We start from the raw sequence: 15,689 nt of genomic DNA, 5'->3' as shown, positions 1-15,689 counted from the left end.
CCTTTCACCGGCAGTCGCGGCCGGAATTGACGCAGTCCACGGCCGTACGCATCAGCCGCTGCGGCATCACGTTGATGAAGTCACCGTGATCCGTCACCGGGTTGTGCAACTGGTCGGGAAAGCTGTCCACCGCGTACGGCGTGTTCGGCGGAATGGCGTAGGTCAGCCGCTGCACCAGCCGGGGAACGGCGCGGAATCCGTCGCGGCACCGTCCGTTTCCGTCCGGGAAGACCACATGCGTACGGTGATTGGCGCTGTCGATGTTGCGCCCGTCCCAGCAACTGGGGAACACCAGCGACCGTACGACCTTGCTGCCCCGGGGACAGACCGGGTACTTGTTCTTCAGCTGCCGGTCCTCGAAACCGGTGCAGCTCCACGACGCGTTCGCGTTGGCCGGTCCGTTCGTCAGCGCTTTCGCGTCACCGGTGAGATTCCGCAGGAACGGCGGCATGGCGGACACCTTTCCGGTGCCGGTCCCGTCGAAGGTCAGCGATACCTCGGCGGGACGCAGGATCGTGCCGACATTGCCGTCCTGCCCGCCGCCGGGTGCGTCGGCGTCCCGCTCCCGCCCGTTGTCCCGCAGCCGCAGCACCGGCCAGTAATACGTGGACCGGTCCCCGTTGCCGCAGGTCGTACCGGCCCCGGCCAGTTCCCGGTCGGAGGAGAACGCGTCCGTCGCCAGATTGCCCACGTAATCGTGCATGTGGTGGGCGCCGTTGCCGACACCCGGCGCGACGATCAGGTTGTCCGGGTTGTTGTGCCCGTTCTCGTTGCGCCCGCATTCCGAACGGAACGAACCGGAGGCCGCGCCGCGTCCCCGCTCGGCGCCGTCCCGGGTATTCGGCCGTACGGTGGTGATGTCGACGAAATCGTCGCGGAACGGGCCGTTGTCCGCGCTGTTCCCGTCCCGCGCGCCCCGGGGCACGTTCTGTGCGGCGGCGGAATCCCGCTCCGTCGGGCGGCAGGCGCTGAGCCCGTCGAGCGTGCCGGGTTGTCCACCGGCCCGGCGCAGCGCGTCCGTGATGCGTCCGATGGTGGCCTTGCGGTCCTGCTCCAGGCCGCGCAGCACCCGGTCCTGCGCCCCGGGATCGGCTGTCCACCGCTGGAACGCCCGGGCGACCTGCTCCTCCAACTGCCCGAGCTGCCGATTGACTTCGGGAGCCGCTGCGGTCGGCAGGCTGCGCAGCCGCTGTCCCACGTCCGGGCAGCTGATCGTCCGGCCGGCCACCGTGCCCGTGCCGCCGCCTGCCGGCGTGTCCGCGCGGCCGGTCCCGGGCGCGCCCGTCCCCGCCAGCGCCTGGGCGGCGATCACCGCCGTACCGCCGCACCCGGCCAGCGCCGTGAGGATCAGCGCACCGCTCCGCTTCGAGAGGCGGGCCCTTTTGTGCGGACGCGCCGATCGTGCAGATATCCGTTTCTGCCGTTTCATGTCATCACTTCCCGGGGGTCGGATGGAGTCCTGTGGCGTTTCCCGCGCCGGTTCCTGCGGCGATTCCTGGTGGGCAATGCCTGGTGCGGCAACGTGCTCCTGCGGGAATACGTAAGCGCGGGTGCGGTTGTTTCACGGGTGGCCCGTGATCGTATGGACGATTACGGGGGCGGTCACGCGGACGGCTGCGCGGGCGGCGGCGCAACCGTAGCCGTGCCCGGACCGCCGGATGCCCGGCCGTCGGCGAGTGCTGCGAAATCGACCAGTCCGGTCTGTTCCAGAGCCGTGATGTGATCGAGGACGACGGAATTGGCACGGGTGGCCAGGTCCCGGATCATGGAATTCTGGGTGTCCGCCCGCACCTGCGCGACCAGGGAGAAGACCTTTCCGTGCGCGCGGCGGGCCAGATTCGCGAACAGCCGCTCATAGGTGTCGCCTTCGGCCGCGTCGAGCTGGGCGAGCCAGCCCTGCTGCTCGGGGGTCGGCTGCCCGGGGAGCGTGATGTCCAGCGCGCGGGCCGTGTCGGCGGCACGCTGATTGAGATCGGTGTGGCCCTCCATCAAATGCCGGCCCGCGTGCTTGACGGCCTGCCGCGTCCCGCGTCGCAGCGCCTCCCGCCCCGCCGGCAGTTCCCAGAGCCCGGCCTGCCGTACTTTTCTGACGAATTCCCGGTCGAGCGGGGACAAGGGACCCCACGGCGTGTTCCACACCCCGAGCCCGTCGTCCTGCGCGGCGGGCGCGGAACGGTCCGCCGCGCTGCCGCTGCTCGCGAACAACTGCACCGGCAGCAGGATGGCCACGGCCGTCAGGGAAAGCCCGGCGACGACCAGCCCGGTGCCCACCGAGAACCGCGACCGGACACCGCCGGTCACCGAACGCCGCCGTCCGACGTTTCGCAACGTGACCTCCTTCTCCGGGGGACGGAGAAGAGGACGCTAATGCCGTACCGGGCCGTCTTCGCACGGTTGGCGCCAACCCGACAAAGACCCGCCACGGCGGTCCGCGCTTGCTAAGGTGCCGGGCCGCAGCCGTACCCCGGCCGTCGGCGCGCGCCGGCCCCGGAGCGCCGGTGCCCCCTCCCGCGCGCCCTCTCTTACGCTGCTCCGGCCCACCGCCCCGGGATGACACACCGGGAGTCATCGGGCGAACGGGTGATTCGCGGGCGGGGCCGTCACCACCGGGGCAGGGGCGTCAATACCTGTAACAAACACAGCAATGCCGCGGTCGTCCGCCGCTGCCGACCGCAGCCGTACGCGAAGGAGACATCCCCATGTCCGCACCGCGCCGCCTGTTCACCACGGCCTGTGTGACCGCGCTCGCCCTCACCGGGTCCCTGGGCGGCAGCATCTCCCTGGCCGCCGCCCCGGACGGCCCGCGCCCGGTGCCCCCGCCCCACCAGGAGCTGACCCGGTTGGGCAAGGGCGTCGGGAACTTCTGCCTGACCCCCGGCGCCACCCGCGCCCTGGCCAAGGCGCATGTGCGGCTCAACGCCCTCCGCCCGGCCCGTCTGACCGGCACCCGTGAGCGGCGGTGCGTCACCGCCCCGATCACCGGCGGCGCCTTCAACCGCGCCCTCACCAAGGGCGACATGGACTTCGACGGCGGCTTCGACTTCACACGCGGCGGCCGTTATCTGCGGGTCAACCACCTGAAGGCCGACTTCGCCACGGGCCGGGTCTCCGGGGACGTACGGGGCGCCCGCCCGGCGAGGACGGCGTTCCTGGCGTTCAAGCTGGACCCCAGGCAGGCCCGGGTCGCCGCGGACAAGCTCACCACCCGCGTCACCTTCACCGTGACGGAGCAGGGCGCCGCCTCCTTCAAGAGCGCTTTCGGTGCCGTCCCCGTCAAGGCGGGCGAGCAGCTCTTCGAGGGAGACGGCTCGGCGGAGGTCCGTACGCCGCACCCGTCCCACACGCTGCGCCCGGCCCAGCAGACGCTCGACGTCACGCAGTGACCGGCGGCGGCCGTACGCCCTCGGTGCGACAGCATCCCGGCGTACGGCTCACCAGCTGACCGGAAGGGTGAGCGGCGACTTGGCCGGGGAGGCGTCGTCCCAGGTGGGGCTGTGTCCCTCGGCCAGGCGCAGGTGCGGGAAGCGGTCCAGCAGCGCTTCCAGGCCCACGCTCAGCTCCGCCCGCGCCAGATGGGCACCGATGCAGTTGTGCGGGCCCCGGCCGAACGCGATGTGCGGGTTCGGCCGGCGGCACAGGTCGAGCTTTTCCGGCTCGGTGAACACGGCCTCGTCGCGGTTGGCGGAGGCCAGCGCCGGAAAGACCGCCTCGCCCGCCCGGACCGTCTGCCCGCCCAGTTCCAGATCCTCGGTGGCCTGGAGCACCACCACCCCGTTCATCACCGGCACGTAGCGCAGGAACTCCTCCACCGCGCCCGGCAGCAGGCCGCGGTCGTCGCGCAGCCGGGCGTACTGTTCCGGCTCGGTCAGCAGCGCCACGACGGCGTCGGACAGAAACATGGTCGTCGTCCGGTAACCGGCGACGAGCATCGACAGCCCAAAACTCAGCACGCTCTCTTCGTCCAGCTCGCCACGGTCGCACCTGCGGGTCAGAGCGCTGAGGATGTCGTCGGCGGGCGTCCGCTGTTTCCGGACGATCAGCGACCGGACGTACTCCCGCAGCAGCGGTGTGGCCCGCCGCGCCTCCTCCAGGGTGAGCAGCGCCCCCAGGGCCGCGTCCGCCAGGGGCAGATAGGAGTCGCGGTCCTCGTACGGGATGCCCACCGACTCGCACACCACCCGGAGCGGGAAGGGCTCGGTGTACCCGGCGACCAGATCACCGGGCGGGCCGCCGGCGGCGAACGCGTCCAGCAGCTGCTCGGCGCTCCTGCGGATCCGCGGCAGCCGGCGCCGTACGGACCGCGCGCTGAACGCCCCGGACAGGGCCCTGCGCAACGCCGTGTGCCGCGGGCCGTCCATCTCCATCATCGTGATCAGCTCCGGGCCGTCCGGCCTGTCCTCCTCCGGCAGGAACGACCAGCCGCTGACGCTCGGCCTGACCAGCCGCGGATCGCCGATCACCGCCCTGACGTCGTCGTACCGGCTCACGAACCAGCTGGGCGTGTCCGCGTCCCGCAGCCAGGCCACGGGGCACTCCCGGCGCAGCCGGACATACTCGGCGGGCGGCCCCATGGTGCCCGGCGGCGGCAAGGGGAGATCGATCGACGGCGCCCCACGAGGCGGCGACGAAGGGGAACCACCGGACGGCTGCGGCGTGCTCGGCACCAGACCACCCCACCTCTTCCACGTGCTGTCCGCCGCGACCGACGCCCCGGCCGTAACCGTGACCGCCTGGCGCAACTCCCCGCCCTCACCCGGAAATTTCCCCTTTGCCGCAGCAGTGCACACACAGGCGTACGAACGGGGTGGGTGTGCGAATCAGCCCGTAGCCTCCCGTCAGTCGGGCGTGACGGCCCCGGGCGCCGCCAGGGCCCCCGTCCCCACCCCGAGGAGCTGCTGGATGTCCCGCACCGCGGCACGTCCCGCGCGGTTGGCGCCGATGGTGCTGGCCGAAGGGCCGTAGCCGACGAGGTGGACGCGCGGGTCCCGGACCGTGCGGGTGCCCTCCATGCGGATGCCCCCGCCGGGCTCGCGCAGCCGGAGCGGGGCGAGGTGGTCGAGGGCGGCGCGGAAGCCGGTGGCGTACAGGACCGTGTCCGCCTCGACGGTACGGCCGTCGGCCCAGACCGCACCGGTCCCGGTGAGCCGGTCGAACAACGGCAGCCGCTCCAGCACGCCGCGCTCGCGCGCCCGCCGCATCGCTTCCGTCATCGGCAGCCCCGTGACCGACACCACGCTCTGCGGCGGCAGCCCCCGGCGTACCCGCTCCTCGACCCGGGCGACGGCGGCGCGGCCCTGCTGCTCGTCGAACGGGCCCTCGCGGAAGACGGGCGGGCGGCGGGTCACCCAGGCCGTCGCGGCGGCGGCCTCCGCGATCTCCAGCAGCTGCTGCACGGCCGAGGTCCCGCCGCCCACGACGATCACCCGCCGGCCCGCGAAGTCCCGCGGCCCCCGGTAGCCGGAGCTGTGCAGCTGCCGGCCGCGGAACACCTCCTGTCCGGGGAAGCGGGGCCAGAAGGGGCGGTCCCAGGTGCCGGTCGCGCTGACCAGGGCCCGGGTGGCGTACGTCCCTTCCGAGGTCTCCACCAGCAGGCGCCCGTCAGCGCCGTCACGCACCGCCCGGACGTCCACCGGCCGGTGCACCCGCAGCCCGAAGGTGCGCTCGTACGTGTCGAAGTACGCGCCGATGACCTCGGCGGACGGCCGGTCCGGGTCGGCGCCGGCCAGCTCCATTCCGGGCAGCGCGTGCATGCCGTGGACCTTGCCGTACGTCAGCGTGGGCCAGCGGAACTGCCACGCGCCGCCCGGCCGCGGCGCGTGGTCCAGCACGACGAAGTCCCGGTCCGGCTCGTACCCCACCCGCCGCAGGTGGAACGCGGTGGCCAGGCCCGCCTGCCCGGCACCGGCCACCACGACCTCGGCTTCCCGCACCCCGGTGTAGTTCATGTTTCTACCAACCAGGGTGCGGCCCGGAATCTTCCGGGCTCGCCATGACCCTCAGCGACCGCCCGCGACCAGCAGCGGCGCCCCGCCCGGCGCGGACGCCGGACGGCCGTCGGCCGCCGGGACACCGGTCAGCGGGGACGGCCCGGCGGGCAGCAGCCCCCGGGCGGCCAGCTCGGGCCGTACCCCCTCGCCGAACCAGTACGCCTCCTCCAGGTGCGGATAGCCGGACAGTACGAAGTGCTCGATGCCGAGCGCGTGGTACTCCTCGATGCGGTCGGCCACCTCCGCATGGCTGCCGACCAGCGCCGTCCCCGCCCCGCCGCGGACCAGCCCCACCCCGGCCCAGAGGTTCGGCGCGATCTCCAGCTTGTCGCGGGAGCCGCCGTGCAGCGCCAGCATCCGCTGCTGTCCCACCGACTCGCTCCGGCCCAGCGCCTGCTGCGCGGCGGCCACGGTGGCCGGGTCGAGATCGTCCAGCAGCCGGTCCGCCGTGGCCCACGCCTCCCTCGCCGCATCGCGCGAGATGGTGTGCAGCCGGATGCCGAAGCGGACCGTGCGGCCCTCCCGCGCGGCCAGGCCCGCGATCCAGTCGATCTTCTGCTTCACCTGCTCGGGCGGCTCGCCCCAGGTGAGGTAGACATCCACATTGCGGGCGGCGACCGGCCCGGCCGCCGCCGACGAGCCACCGAAGAAGATCTCCGGGAGCGGGTCCGGCGGCAGCGCGGTCAGTCCGCCCTCCACCTGGTAGTGCTCACCCTGGAAGTCGAACGGGGTGCCGCCCCACACACCCCGCACCACCTGGAGGAACTCGTCCGTACGGGCATACCGCCGGTCGTGGTCCAAGGCGTCGCCGAACCGCCGCTGCTCGGTGGAGTCGCCGCCGGTCACCACGTTCAGCAGCAGCCGGCCCCCGGAGATCCGCTGGTACGTCGCGGCCATCTGCGCGGCCAGTACGGGCGAGATCACCCCGGGCCGGAAGGCGACCAGGAACTTCAGCCGGTCGGTGACCTGGGTGAGCGCCATCGTCGTCAGCCAGGCGTCCTCGCACCACGTACCCGTCGGCGTGAGGACCGCCTCGAAGCCCAGCTGCTCGGCCGCCTTGGCGATCTGCGCCAGGTAGTCGATGCCGGGGGCCCGTACGCCGCTGACCGGGGTGATGCGGTCGCGCCGCACCCCGCCGTCGGTGTACGCGTGCCGGTCGACGAGCGTGCGCCCGTCGCCGCCGGTGGGCAGGAACCAGTGCAGATGTACGGTCATGGCGCTCAGCCGGCCTTTCGTTGTGAGCCATAGGTACGCGGCGCCGTGCTCGAAGGCGGCAGGCTGCCGTTGAAACGGGTGTCGACGAACGACGAGAAGTCGAAGCGCCCCGGGATCAGCTTCAGTGCGGCGAAGGTGTCGGCGATCCGCTGCTCGGAGGCGACGGCCGGCCGGTCCAGGGCTACCGTCACCGCCGTACCTTGCGTACGTTTCACCGAGGCCAGCGCCACCTTCCGCGGCAGCCCGGTCTCCTCGGCCCATGCCTTCGCCCAGGCGTCCGGGTGCCGGTGGACCCAGTCCTGCGCGCGGCGCAGCCGGTCCAGGTAGTCCTTGAGCGCCGCGGCCTTCTTCCCGTCGGCCAGGGCGGCGGGCGCGGCGACCTGGAAGCTGAGGCCGTCGACGACGCCTTCGCCGGTGGTCAGCACCCGCGCGTCGCTCCGTTCGAGGGCCTGTGAGGTGTACGGGTCCCACACCGCCCAGGCGTCCACCCGGCCGCGGGTGAACGCGGCCAGCGCGTCGGCCGGCTGGAGGTGGCTGAGCGTCACGTCCTTCGGCGTCAGCCCGGCCTTCTTCAGGGAGGCGACCAGCTGGTAGTGCGCGGAACTGCCCTGCGCCACCGCGATGACCTTGCCCTTCAGCTCCGCGGGCCGTGTGATCGGCGAGTCCTTCTTCACGAGGATCGCCTCTCCCGCGGACGAGCCGTGCGATGCCGCGATCACCTTGATCTTCGAGTGCGCGGCGGCGGCGAAGACCGGCGGCGTGTCGCCGACCGCGCCGACGTCCACGGCACCGGCGTTGACCGCCTCCAGCAACGGCGGACCGGAGGTGAAGGTCGACCACTGGATGCGGTACGGCAGATCGTCCAGCTCCCCGGCCGCCCGCAGTACCGACTCCGAACCGCCCCGCTGGTCACCGGCGTTGAGTGTCACCGGGCCCGCCCCGTCGCTCCTGCCGCGGGACCCGCCTCCGGCACCGTCCGCCCGGGACGCGCCGCCACAGGCGCTGAGCAGGAGGAGGAGCGGGAGGAGGGGGAGGAACACGCGGGCGGGGGAGCGGCGGCGTGGCGTGGAGGGGTGGGGCGAGCGGGGGTGTCGTGATGCTCTCATGTGCGGTCCGTTTCGTGATGCTGCGTACTTGGCTGTGTGGGGCGCATGCCTGTGTGGAGTCCTTGCCTGTGCGGGGCGCTTGTCTGTGTCGGGCGTGCGGGCGTCGTGTGCCGTCAGGCAGCAGCCCCTGCCACGTCGGCCCCGTCCTCCAGCTCGGCCTCCACTCCCAGGCGGCCCAGCAGTCGGGCGCGCAGTGCGGCGAACCGCGGGTCGGCGACGGTGCGCGGGCGTGGCAGACCGACCTCGCTCTCGTACGCGATCACGCCGCCCTCCATCACCAGCACGCGATCGGCCAGCAGCAGCGCCTCGTCCACGTCGTGCGTGACGAGCAGCACCGCGCAGCCGCGCTCCTGCCACAGTTCGGCCACCAACTGCTGCGCCTTGATGCGCGTCAGTGCGTCCAGTGCGCCGAACGGCTCGTCCAGCAACAGAAGGTCGGGTTCGCGCACCAGCGCGCGGGCCAGCGAAGCGCGCTGCGCCTCGCCGCCCGACAACGTCTTCGGCCACGCGTCCGCCCGGTGCGCCAGCCCCACTTCGCCCAACGCCCGTTCGGCCGCGCCACGTCCGGGCTTCCCGGGCAGCCCGAGCAGCACATTGCGCCATACCCGCTGCCACGGCATCAGCCGCGGCGCCTGGAAGGCGACGGCCTTGCGCTGCGGTACGAGCACCTGGCCCTCGATCTCCCGGTCCAGCCCGGCCAGTACCCGCAACAGCGTGGACTTGCCGCAGCCACTGCGCCCGAGCAGCGCCACGAACTCGCCCGGCGCCACGTCCAGCCGCAGTCCGTCGATGACGGCCCGGCCCCCGAAGACCCGGCGGAGTTCCCGTACCCGTACGGCAGCACTTTCGCCCGCCGCGCCGGCCGGACCGTACCGCCCTTCCGTTTCCGTCTTCACTGTCCGGTGAACGTCGGTCGCCATTGCAGCAGCAGCCTTTCCAGAGTGCGGACGAGGAAATCGGCGAGCAGCCCGAGGACCGCGTACACCACCAGGCACACCACGATCACGTCGGTACGGAAGAATTCCCGGGCCTGGTTCATCAGGAATCCGAGTCCGTCGTCGGCGTTGATCTGCTCGCCGAAGACGAGGGCCAGCCAGGCGGTGGCGAGCGAATAGCGCAGCCCGGTCATGGCGCCCGGCAGCGCACCGGGCAGGACGACGTGCCGGATCAGCCCCCAGCGCCCGAGCCCCAGTGAAGTGCCGGCCTCCACCAACTGCGCGTCCACGCCGCGAATCCCGGCGTGGACGTTCAGATACAGGTGAAAGGCCACACCGAGTGAAATCAGCGCGATCTTCGGTGCCTCACCGATTCCCAGCCAGATGATGAAGAGCGGAATCACGCCCACCCACGGCACGGACCGCAGCATCTGTACGACGGGGTCGACGAGATCCTCCCCCAATCGCGACAGCCCGGAGGCGAGCGCCAAGGCCACCCCGGCGACCACGCCCACGGTGAGGCCGACCGCGACCCGTTGCAGGGACACCAGCATCGCCGAAGGCAGCGTGCCGTCGGACACCAGCGTCCAAGCCGTGTGGGCGATGGCTCCCGGTGAGGCGAGGATGTCACCCGGCAGCGACCCACTGGCGCTGAGCACCTGCCACAGCACGAGCAGCGACACCGGCAGCACGGCCCGCCGCAGCCACCGCGGCACGGTCTTGCGCCGGGCCGACACGGGCACGACGGGCACCAGCTCCGGCCCGGTACGCGGCGGACGCGGCGGTTCGGTACGGGGTGGCCCGGTAGGCGGTGGTTCGGTGCGCGGCGATTCGGCCACCGGCCGCCCGACGCGCGACGACGGCGCCCCGGGCGGCGCGTGTCCGGGCGCGGCCTGCTCAACACTCATGAAGGCTCCAGGTCGGAAAGGGCACGCACCCCTTCCGCCACACGCCTGTCCCGGGCCCGGCGCCTGCCACGGGGCAGCACGAGGAGCCCGGCGGACGGAAAGGGGGAACGCGCCGGGAACGCGCCGCACGACCGGCGCGAAAAGAATTCGAGAAGACGAAAACGCGGCAGGCACGCAGCACGGCTACGCGTGACAAAGACGCCTCAGCGGCGTGCCGACCTCAGCAACCGCGGCGACACGCGGCGGACGCCACCCGCAGCAGGTCGATATGACCGCGCGTGGTGAGCCGGGCTGACGTAGACATGTCGCTGAACGTAGCGGCGCATCTGAAGACGGGTCAAACGTCGTCTCATCTGCTGGACCTTTGTTGCGACGGCATTGCGCCCGCAGGGGGAAAGAAGCCATGAACAGCGCAGTGAGCCGGACACGGGCCCAGGCGCGGGCCCGTCCCGTGCGCATGTCGGTTTTCGGCGGCCGTCTCTGCGAGGATCGGCATATGGCTGAGAGTTTCACGACACGAGAAATCGACGTCCGGACCGGCTCGCACGAGGTGGTGCACGACCTGACCGCAGAATGCGCCTCCTTCCTGAGGGACGTCGCCCGCGGCCGGGACGGACTGCTGAATGTCTTTACACCGCACGCCACCACGGGCGTGGCGCTGATCGAGACGGGCGCGGGCAGCGACGACGACCTGCTGGCCGCGCTCCACGACCTCCTGCCGGCGGACGACCGGTGGCGCCACAAGCACGGAACCCGCGGCCACGGCCGCGACCACGTGCTGCCCGCCCTCGTACCGCCCCATGCCACGCTGCCCGTGGTCGGGGGAGAGCTGGCGCTGGGCACCTGGCAGTCTGTCTGTCTGGTGGACACGAACGTGGACAACCCGAACCGGCAGGTCCGGCTGAGTTTTCTCGGTTAGGGCGCCGCGTCAGTGGGACTGTAGAGGCGAAGTCCGGCCGCACCAGAGCCTCATGCTCGGACTGCCCGAGCAGTAGGTATCGGGTGGCCTCGCGAGGACTCCGGGGAGAAGATCTTCTCCCCGGAGACGGGGTGGTTTCCGTTTTCCGTGGATCAGTTTGCAGCGAGCGTTGCACTACACGAGTGGATTTACGGACGGTCCGGCTCGGCTCAGCTTATTCTTGTAGCGGCAGGCGTGGAGCGGTCGCGTCTGTCTCTCCCCGCGGGGTAGAACCCGCCAGCGCAGTAGGGTTCTTTCACCGTCGTCAGCCTGAGAGATGCGTGATCGAGCTGTCGGAGATGATGCGCGAGCTGCGTCGTGAGTTCATGGCAGCGCTTTCGGAAGGGGACGGGAAGCATGTGCGGTTCGATCCGCGGCTCGTGCAGGCCGCGCACTCTGCCGACGGCCGCCTTACTCAGTTTCTTGCCAGTGCACCGGAGTTGATACGCCGCTACCGGCACGAGCCCCCGTGTCCGCGCGAGGTCTCCTCTGGGCGGCCATGGACGTCGGCCTGGACACGGTCCGCGCCTGCCGCGGACGTTTCTGGAGCAGGCTGCCTCGGGCTACCTCAGTGACGATGAATGGGACATGTTGGATGATGCCTGGTTCGAGCAGACGTTCGCCTATCTAGCGTGTCGGGGCGCCAGAGGTCAACTGCGCCCGAACCGCCCTCGCCCTGTACAGCGGAAGTCAGCCGGCCGTGCTATCAGCTCGCCGACTACCTTGAGCAGCACGCCCATGTCGAACGTCTGCATAAGCACAAGGCAGCGGAACAGTGCCCCGATGAGGCGAAACTCGCCCCGCTGTGAAATTGTGCCGAGCCTTTCGAGTCCCGGACGCGACGCGAGCGGCGCCCTTGCGAGAAGCCGCTTCGGACATGAAAGCCGCTGAGGGGTTGATAGCCGAGACGGTCGAGGAAGGGAACGCGCGGCTCTTGTTCAGCCTGGCCTTGATCAGAGAACTGGTGGGAGACCACGAGGCGGCTACTCGGTACGCACTCGAAGCTGCCGATCAGGGTGACTCCGGTTTCCTCGGCGTCTTGACGGAGCGGAGGGAACGGGATCGCCTCCCGGCAGCTCGACGGCTGGCTCACCGCGCAGCTGATGCTGGGTACGCGCATGCCCAGCGGGCCGCCGTCGGCAGTCTGCTCCTGCGGAGGAGTTTCCAAGGACTTGTCCAATAGGGAAGGACCCAACCTCCGTGGCCACGGGAAGGAAAGGATCGCATGCAGAGGTCCCACGGCCATGCTACGAAGGCAACACGCGGCGTCTCGGAAAACCTTAGATGCCATTTGCGGTATACGAGGCAACAGGAAGGTTGTCGGGGTTGCCGGCGCGGCTTCGCCTTGCGAACATGCGTGGGATGTCGCGAAGACCTGACGTGACAGACAAGATCGATTCGGGGCGGCGGCATGCGGGCGTGGGTGGTCAGAGCGGGGCGGCGGGGCGAGCGTGAGGCGGAGGCGCTGGAGCGCGGGCTGGTGATCGCCGGCTGGCCCGGTACCGAGGACCTTTCCAGCAGTACCGGTCGCAGCGAGATACGCCGTGTCGTTGATGCTGCATATCCGGATGAAAACGCCTACACCCGCGGCAACTGGACGGGCCAGCTCTTCCGCTTCCGGCACGAGATGGCCGTGGGCGATCTCGTCGTGCTGCCCCGAGCCGACGGCACGTACGCGATCGGGTTCGTGACCGGTGAATACACATTCCGGCCGGGCGAGCCGGACGGAATGCGTCACGTGCGTTGCGTCGATTGGAAGATCAGGGAACTGACGCGTGACGCCTTCCGGCCGGATCTGTTGCAGTCGCTGGGGTCGTTGCAGACCGTCTTCGAGCTGCGTCGTTACGACGCGGCGAGACGTCTCGCGGAGGTGGTTCAGGGGAATGCCGACCCCGGCAGGCCGGATGACGGGGAGCCTGGCGCGAGTCTGGTCGCCCGACGCCAGCTGATCGAGAGGGTAGGGGACGAGGACCGACAAGCGGTTGAACCCACCCGGCTCACCGTTCGCAAGCTCCTGGAACTGTGGGATGCGGAGCGACGCTCCCCGACTGCCGTGGCACGGATCCAGCGCGACCTCGACGACGCGGGCCTGTTGTCGATTCCGCCCTTCACGGAAGGCACGCTCGACAGCGTCATCGCAGTGGTGGCGGCGGGCGAAGAACCGGTTGCGGACGGAGCCACTCTGCTCACGCGGCTTGCTCGTGCCGAGGCAGTGGGCGAACCTGCCGGTGCACCGACCTTCGGGGAGAGCATGCCGGAGGCTCGTGACATGTCCGGTGTGGTTCAGCGGGTGGTCGGAGCGACGCACACGGGCCTTCCGGGGCAGCGAGCGGGCAACACCGACCAAGGCGCGGGGACGATTTCGACAGGAGTGCCGACCGCCAATGCGGACGAGGCCGGCGAGGTGGACGCGGACGGGGGCACGGGGCATCCGTCTGTCGCCTATCTCGTTGGCAACCTCCCCTCGGCGAACGTCCCAGTTGACTTCGTAACGCCCGCGGACACCCTGGCGAACGCGCAGACGCGGATGATGCTGAAGGAGTTCAGTCAGCTACCCGTCCTCGACGACAATGGCCGGTTGCTCGGCGCCGTCAGCTGGACATCCATCGGTGGTGCGCTGATGTTCAGCCCCGACGCGACTCTGGCCGACGCTACCGTCCCTGCTCCGGAAGTCCCTGCGACGGAACATCTCCTCGATTGCATCGGTCTGATCGAGAAACACGGCTTTGTACTGGTCAGAAACGACGCGCACCGGGTGTGCGGGATCGTCACTCCGTCTGACATCGCTGTCGAGTTCCGCACTCGCGTCAGCCCGTTCGTACTGATCGAAGAGGTCGAGCAGCGACTCCGGCGGATCGCCGACCGGTGTCTCGGCATCGAGCACATCCGTGCATGCATCGCGAAGACCAACAAGAAGAGGGCGGGCCTGGCCGAAGACGCCTCGGCGCTCAGCTTGGGCAACTACCCCCACCTCTTCAGGGACCCGGCTACCTGGGAGCACGCTCGGCTCCCTCTCGACCAGAAGCACTTCACCGATGCCCTCAAGCAATGTGCCGAGCTGCGCAACGACCTGATGCACTTCAGTCCGGACCCGATCGGTCAGGAGCAGATCGACTTTCTGAACGGTCTGCTCGGTCTGCTGCGGAAGCTGGATGCGTCAGGATGACGGCCCCACTGTGGTGCGGCCGCGGGCACTCGAAACCGGCCAGGGGCGAAGACCTGGGATTGTCGTCCCGAGTTCGCGAGAGGGCTCCCGGCCGCACACCGGTGATCAGTATGCTGATGCGGTGATGTGTCATTGCTTACTCCCTCCGCCCATTGCTTGCGCCAAGGCGGACATGTACGTGCCGGGGGCGGTCGCATCGGAGCGGCCGGCGGGGGGAGTCAGGTGAGCGGCTTGAGTCATCCGAAGCGGATCGGGCCGTACGCCGTCGAGAGGCGCCTCGGTGCCGGCGGGATGGGGGAGGTCTACCTCGCGTATTCGGTGGCGGGCGACCCGGTCGCGGTGAAGGTGATCCGCCCTGAGCGCACGAACGCGCACAGTCGAGCACGTTTCGAACGAGAAGCGGCCATCGCGCGTACCCTGACCGGTACGGGGCGCGTCGCTCGCTTCATCGATGCCGACCCGACCGCCGACCTGCCCTGGCTGGCCACGGACTACGTCCCAGGCCGGTCCGTATACGACACCGTGGACCACGGCGAGCCGCTGTCCGTACTGCACGTGGCCAGCTTGGGCGCACTCCTGGCCGAAGGGCTCGCCGCCGTGCATGCCGTAGGCCTGGTACATCGCGACCTCACGGCCAAAAACGTCATGATGGGCGACTTCGGCCCGGTGATCATCGACTTCGGGCTCGGCGCGTTCGTCGGTGCGGAGAAAGGCTCGATGTCCCAGGACGGCACCATCCTGGGCACGGTGGCCTACATCCCCCCCGAGCAGGCACTCGGAGTGACCGATGTGACACCGGCGGCCGACGTCTATGGCCTAGGGACGGTGCTGCTGTACGCCGCCACAGGCCACGCGCCGTACAGCGGAGCATCGTGGCCCGCCGTCGCTGCCCAGGTGTCCAACCCTGAGGTCGCCCCCGACCTGTCGGGCCTGCCTGGGGAGCTGGCCGCAGTCGTCACACCGATGTTGGCCCACAAGCCGGTCGACCGCCCCCCTCTCGCGCACGTGACGCGCCAGTGCGCCGACCTCCTGCGTCGCATGGGCACGAGCCCGGCCCGAGCCCGCCGCTCCCTGATCGAGCAGACGACGCCCAAGGACCATCCCACGATGGTGCTGCCGCAGCCCGACGCGCACATGCTCGATCGCCTCGACGAGCTGGACCGGCAGTTGCGCGAGGAGTCGGAGCCAAAACCGCCCGTTGTGGAGGAACCGGCTGTTCCCGTCCCGGCGTCCCCGGGCAGAGGGCGGCCCCCGGCCTCACGCCGGGTCGCCGGTGAGCTTCGCGAGCGCTATGCGGCGCGCCGAGAGCTTGCCTGGTCGAGCCGCTGACACGACCGTGACATCACGGCGGCTGTCGGTCGGCACAGCCCTGCGGTACACGTGAGTACAACATCACCAGCGTCATTTTCGACGC

General features: G+C 70.5%; 13 protein-coding genes. 4 read left to right on the top strand and 9 right to left on the bottom strand.

Translation table 11 applies throughout. The annotated features are described in order from the left end of the window. Window positions 1-4: 4 nt before the first annotated feature. Window positions 5-1,429: a DUF1996 domain-containing protein gene (locus ACH4FX_RS03625; RefSeq protein WP_398474740.1), complete on the bottom strand. Its 1,425-nt coding sequence runs from the start codon at window positions 1,427-1,429 to the stop codon at window positions 5-7. Window positions 1,430-1,602: 173 nt separating this feature from the next. Continuing rightward, window positions 1,603-2,328: a DUF4142 domain-containing protein gene (locus tag ACH4FX_RS03620; RefSeq protein WP_398474738.1), complete on the bottom strand. Its 726-nt coding sequence runs from the start codon at window positions 2,326-2,328 to the stop codon at window positions 1,603-1,605. Window positions 2,329-2,699: 371 nt separating this feature from the next. On the opposite strand from ACH4FX_RS03620, the gene ACH4FX_RS03615 reads away from it, so the two are divergent. Further along, window positions 2,700-3,383 (top strand): hypothetical protein, encoded by a 684-nt coding sequence (locus ACH4FX_RS03615; RefSeq protein WP_398474736.1) that lies wholly within the window; start codon window positions 2,700-2,702, stop codon window positions 3,381-3,383. A 48-nt stretch (window positions 3,384-3,431) separates the two neighbouring features. Here the strand turns inward: ACH4FX_RS03615 and ACH4FX_RS03610 are convergent, their stop codons facing one another. The 7 genes from ACH4FX_RS03610 to ACH4FX_RS03580 all read right to left on the bottom strand — a co-directional run bounded on the left by ACH4FX_RS03610 (window position 3,432) and on the right by ACH4FX_RS03580 (window position 10,455). Beyond that, a complete protein-coding gene (locus tag ACH4FX_RS03610; RefSeq protein ID WP_398474734.1) occupies window positions 3,432-4,526 on the bottom strand; it encodes a cytochrome P450 in 1,095 nt (364 codons plus the stop codon). A gap of 309 nt (window positions 4,527-4,835) precedes the next feature. Beyond that, on the bottom strand, window positions 4,836-5,945 hold the full coding sequence (locus ACH4FX_RS03605; protein ID WP_398474732.1) for an NAD(P)-binding domain-containing protein: 1,110 nt from the start codon (window positions 5,943-5,945) through the stop codon (window positions 4,836-4,838). Window positions 5,946-5,996: 51 nt separating this feature from the next. Continuing rightward, the gene (locus ACH4FX_RS03600) at window positions 5,997-7,202 is read right to left on the bottom strand and encodes an LLM class flavin-dependent oxidoreductase (protein WP_398474730.1); all 1,206 of its coding nucleotides are present in this window, start codon (window positions 7,200-7,202) and stop codon (window positions 5,997-5,999) included. Between the two features lie 5 nt (window positions 7,203-7,207). Beyond that, window positions 7,208-8,308 carry an ABC transporter substrate-binding protein gene (locus ACH4FX_RS03595; protein WP_398474728.1) on the bottom strand — a complete coding sequence of 367 codons (1,101 nt, stop codon included), beginning with the start codon at window positions 8,306-8,308 and terminating at the stop codon, window positions 7,208-7,210. Window positions 8,309-8,421: 113 nt separating this feature from the next. Beyond that, on the bottom strand, window positions 8,422-9,228 hold the full coding sequence (locus ACH4FX_RS03590) for an ABC transporter ATP-binding protein (RefSeq protein WP_398474726.1): 807 nt from the start codon (window positions 9,226-9,228) through the stop codon (window positions 8,422-8,424). Beyond that, entirely contained in the window at window positions 9,201-10,151 is a 951-nt protein-coding gene (locus tag ACH4FX_RS03585; protein WP_398474724.1) for an ABC transporter permease, read from the bottom strand. The genes ACH4FX_RS03590 and ACH4FX_RS03585 overlap by 28 nt, the downstream gene beginning before the upstream one ends. Before the next feature lie 220 nt (window positions 10,152-10,371). Further along, window positions 10,372-10,455, bottom strand: a complete 84-nt coding sequence (locus ACH4FX_RS03580; protein ID WP_385227559.1) for a putative leader peptide — start codon at window positions 10,453-10,455, stop codon at window positions 10,372-10,374. Window positions 10,456-10,647: 192 nt separating this feature from the next. Between ACH4FX_RS03580 and ACH4FX_RS03575 the strand changes: the two genes are divergently transcribed. The 3 genes from ACH4FX_RS03575 (at window position 10,648) to ACH4FX_RS03565 (ending at window position 15,604) form a co-directional block, all read left to right on the top strand. Further along, window positions 10,648-11,070, top strand: a complete 423-nt coding sequence (locus tag ACH4FX_RS03575) for a YjbQ family protein (protein ID WP_398474722.1) — start codon at window positions 10,648-10,650, stop codon at window positions 11,068-11,070. A 1,450-nt stretch (window positions 11,071-12,520) separates the two neighbouring features. Then, complete coding sequence (locus tag ACH4FX_RS03570) at window positions 12,521-14,275, top strand: CBS domain-containing protein (RefSeq protein ID WP_398474720.1); 1,755 nt, start codon at window positions 12,521-12,523, stop codon at window positions 14,273-14,275. 222 nt (window positions 14,276-14,497) lie between these two features. After that, window positions 14,498-15,604, top strand: coding sequence for a serine/threonine-protein kinase (locus ACH4FX_RS03565; protein WP_398474718.1), 1,107 nt, complete (start codon window positions 14,498-14,500; stop codon window positions 15,602-15,604). The last annotated feature ends 85 nt before the right edge of the window (window positions 15,605-15,689 follow it).

Origin of the sequence: Streptomyces sp. NPDC018019, from assembly GCF_044327805.1 — a bacterium.
Lineage (GTDB): Bacteria > Actinomycetota > Actinomycetes > Streptomycetales > Streptomycetaceae > Streptomyces.
Note: the sequence above shows the minus strand (reverse complement) of the source record. Positions and strands in the feature narration are given on the sequence as shown.

Coding starts and splice junctions, on each gene's coding strand:
- ACH4FX_RS03625 (WP_398474740.1), bottom strand. CDS start 1,429: ATGAAACGGCAGAAACGGATATCTGCACGATCGGCGCGTCCGCACAAA.
- ACH4FX_RS03615 (WP_398474736.1), top strand. CDS start 2,700: ATGTCCGCACCGCGCCGCCTGTTCACCACGGCCTGTGTGACCGCGCTC.
- ACH4FX_RS03605 (WP_398474732.1), bottom strand. CDS start 5,945: ATGAACTACACCGGGGTGCGGGAAGCCGAGGTCGTGGTGGCCGGTGCC.
- ACH4FX_RS03600 (WP_398474730.1), bottom strand. CDS start 7,202: ATGACCGTACATCTGCACTGGTTCCTGCCCACCGGCGGCGACGGGCGC.
- ACH4FX_RS03595 (WP_398474728.1), bottom strand. CDS start 8,308: ATGAGAGCATCACGACACCCCCGCTCGCCCCACCCCTCCACGCCACGC.
- ACH4FX_RS03590 (WP_398474726.1), bottom strand. CDS start 9,228: ATGGCGACCGACGTTCACCGGACAGTGAAGACGGAAACGGAAGGGCGG.
- ACH4FX_RS03585 (WP_398474724.1), bottom strand. CDS start 10,151: ATGAGTGTTGAGCAGGCCGCGCCCGGACACGCGCCGCCCGGGGCGCCG.
- ACH4FX_RS03580 (WP_385227559.1), bottom strand. CDS start 10,455: ATGTCTACGTCAGCCCGGCTCACCACGCGCGGTCATATCGACCTGCTG.
- ACH4FX_RS03575 (WP_398474722.1), top strand. CDS start 10,648: ATGGCTGAGAGTTTCACGACACGAGAAATCGACGTCCGGACCGGCTCG.
- ACH4FX_RS03570 (WP_398474720.1), top strand. CDS start 12,521: ATGCGGGCGTGGGTGGTCAGAGCGGGGCGGCGGGGCGAGCGTGAGGCG.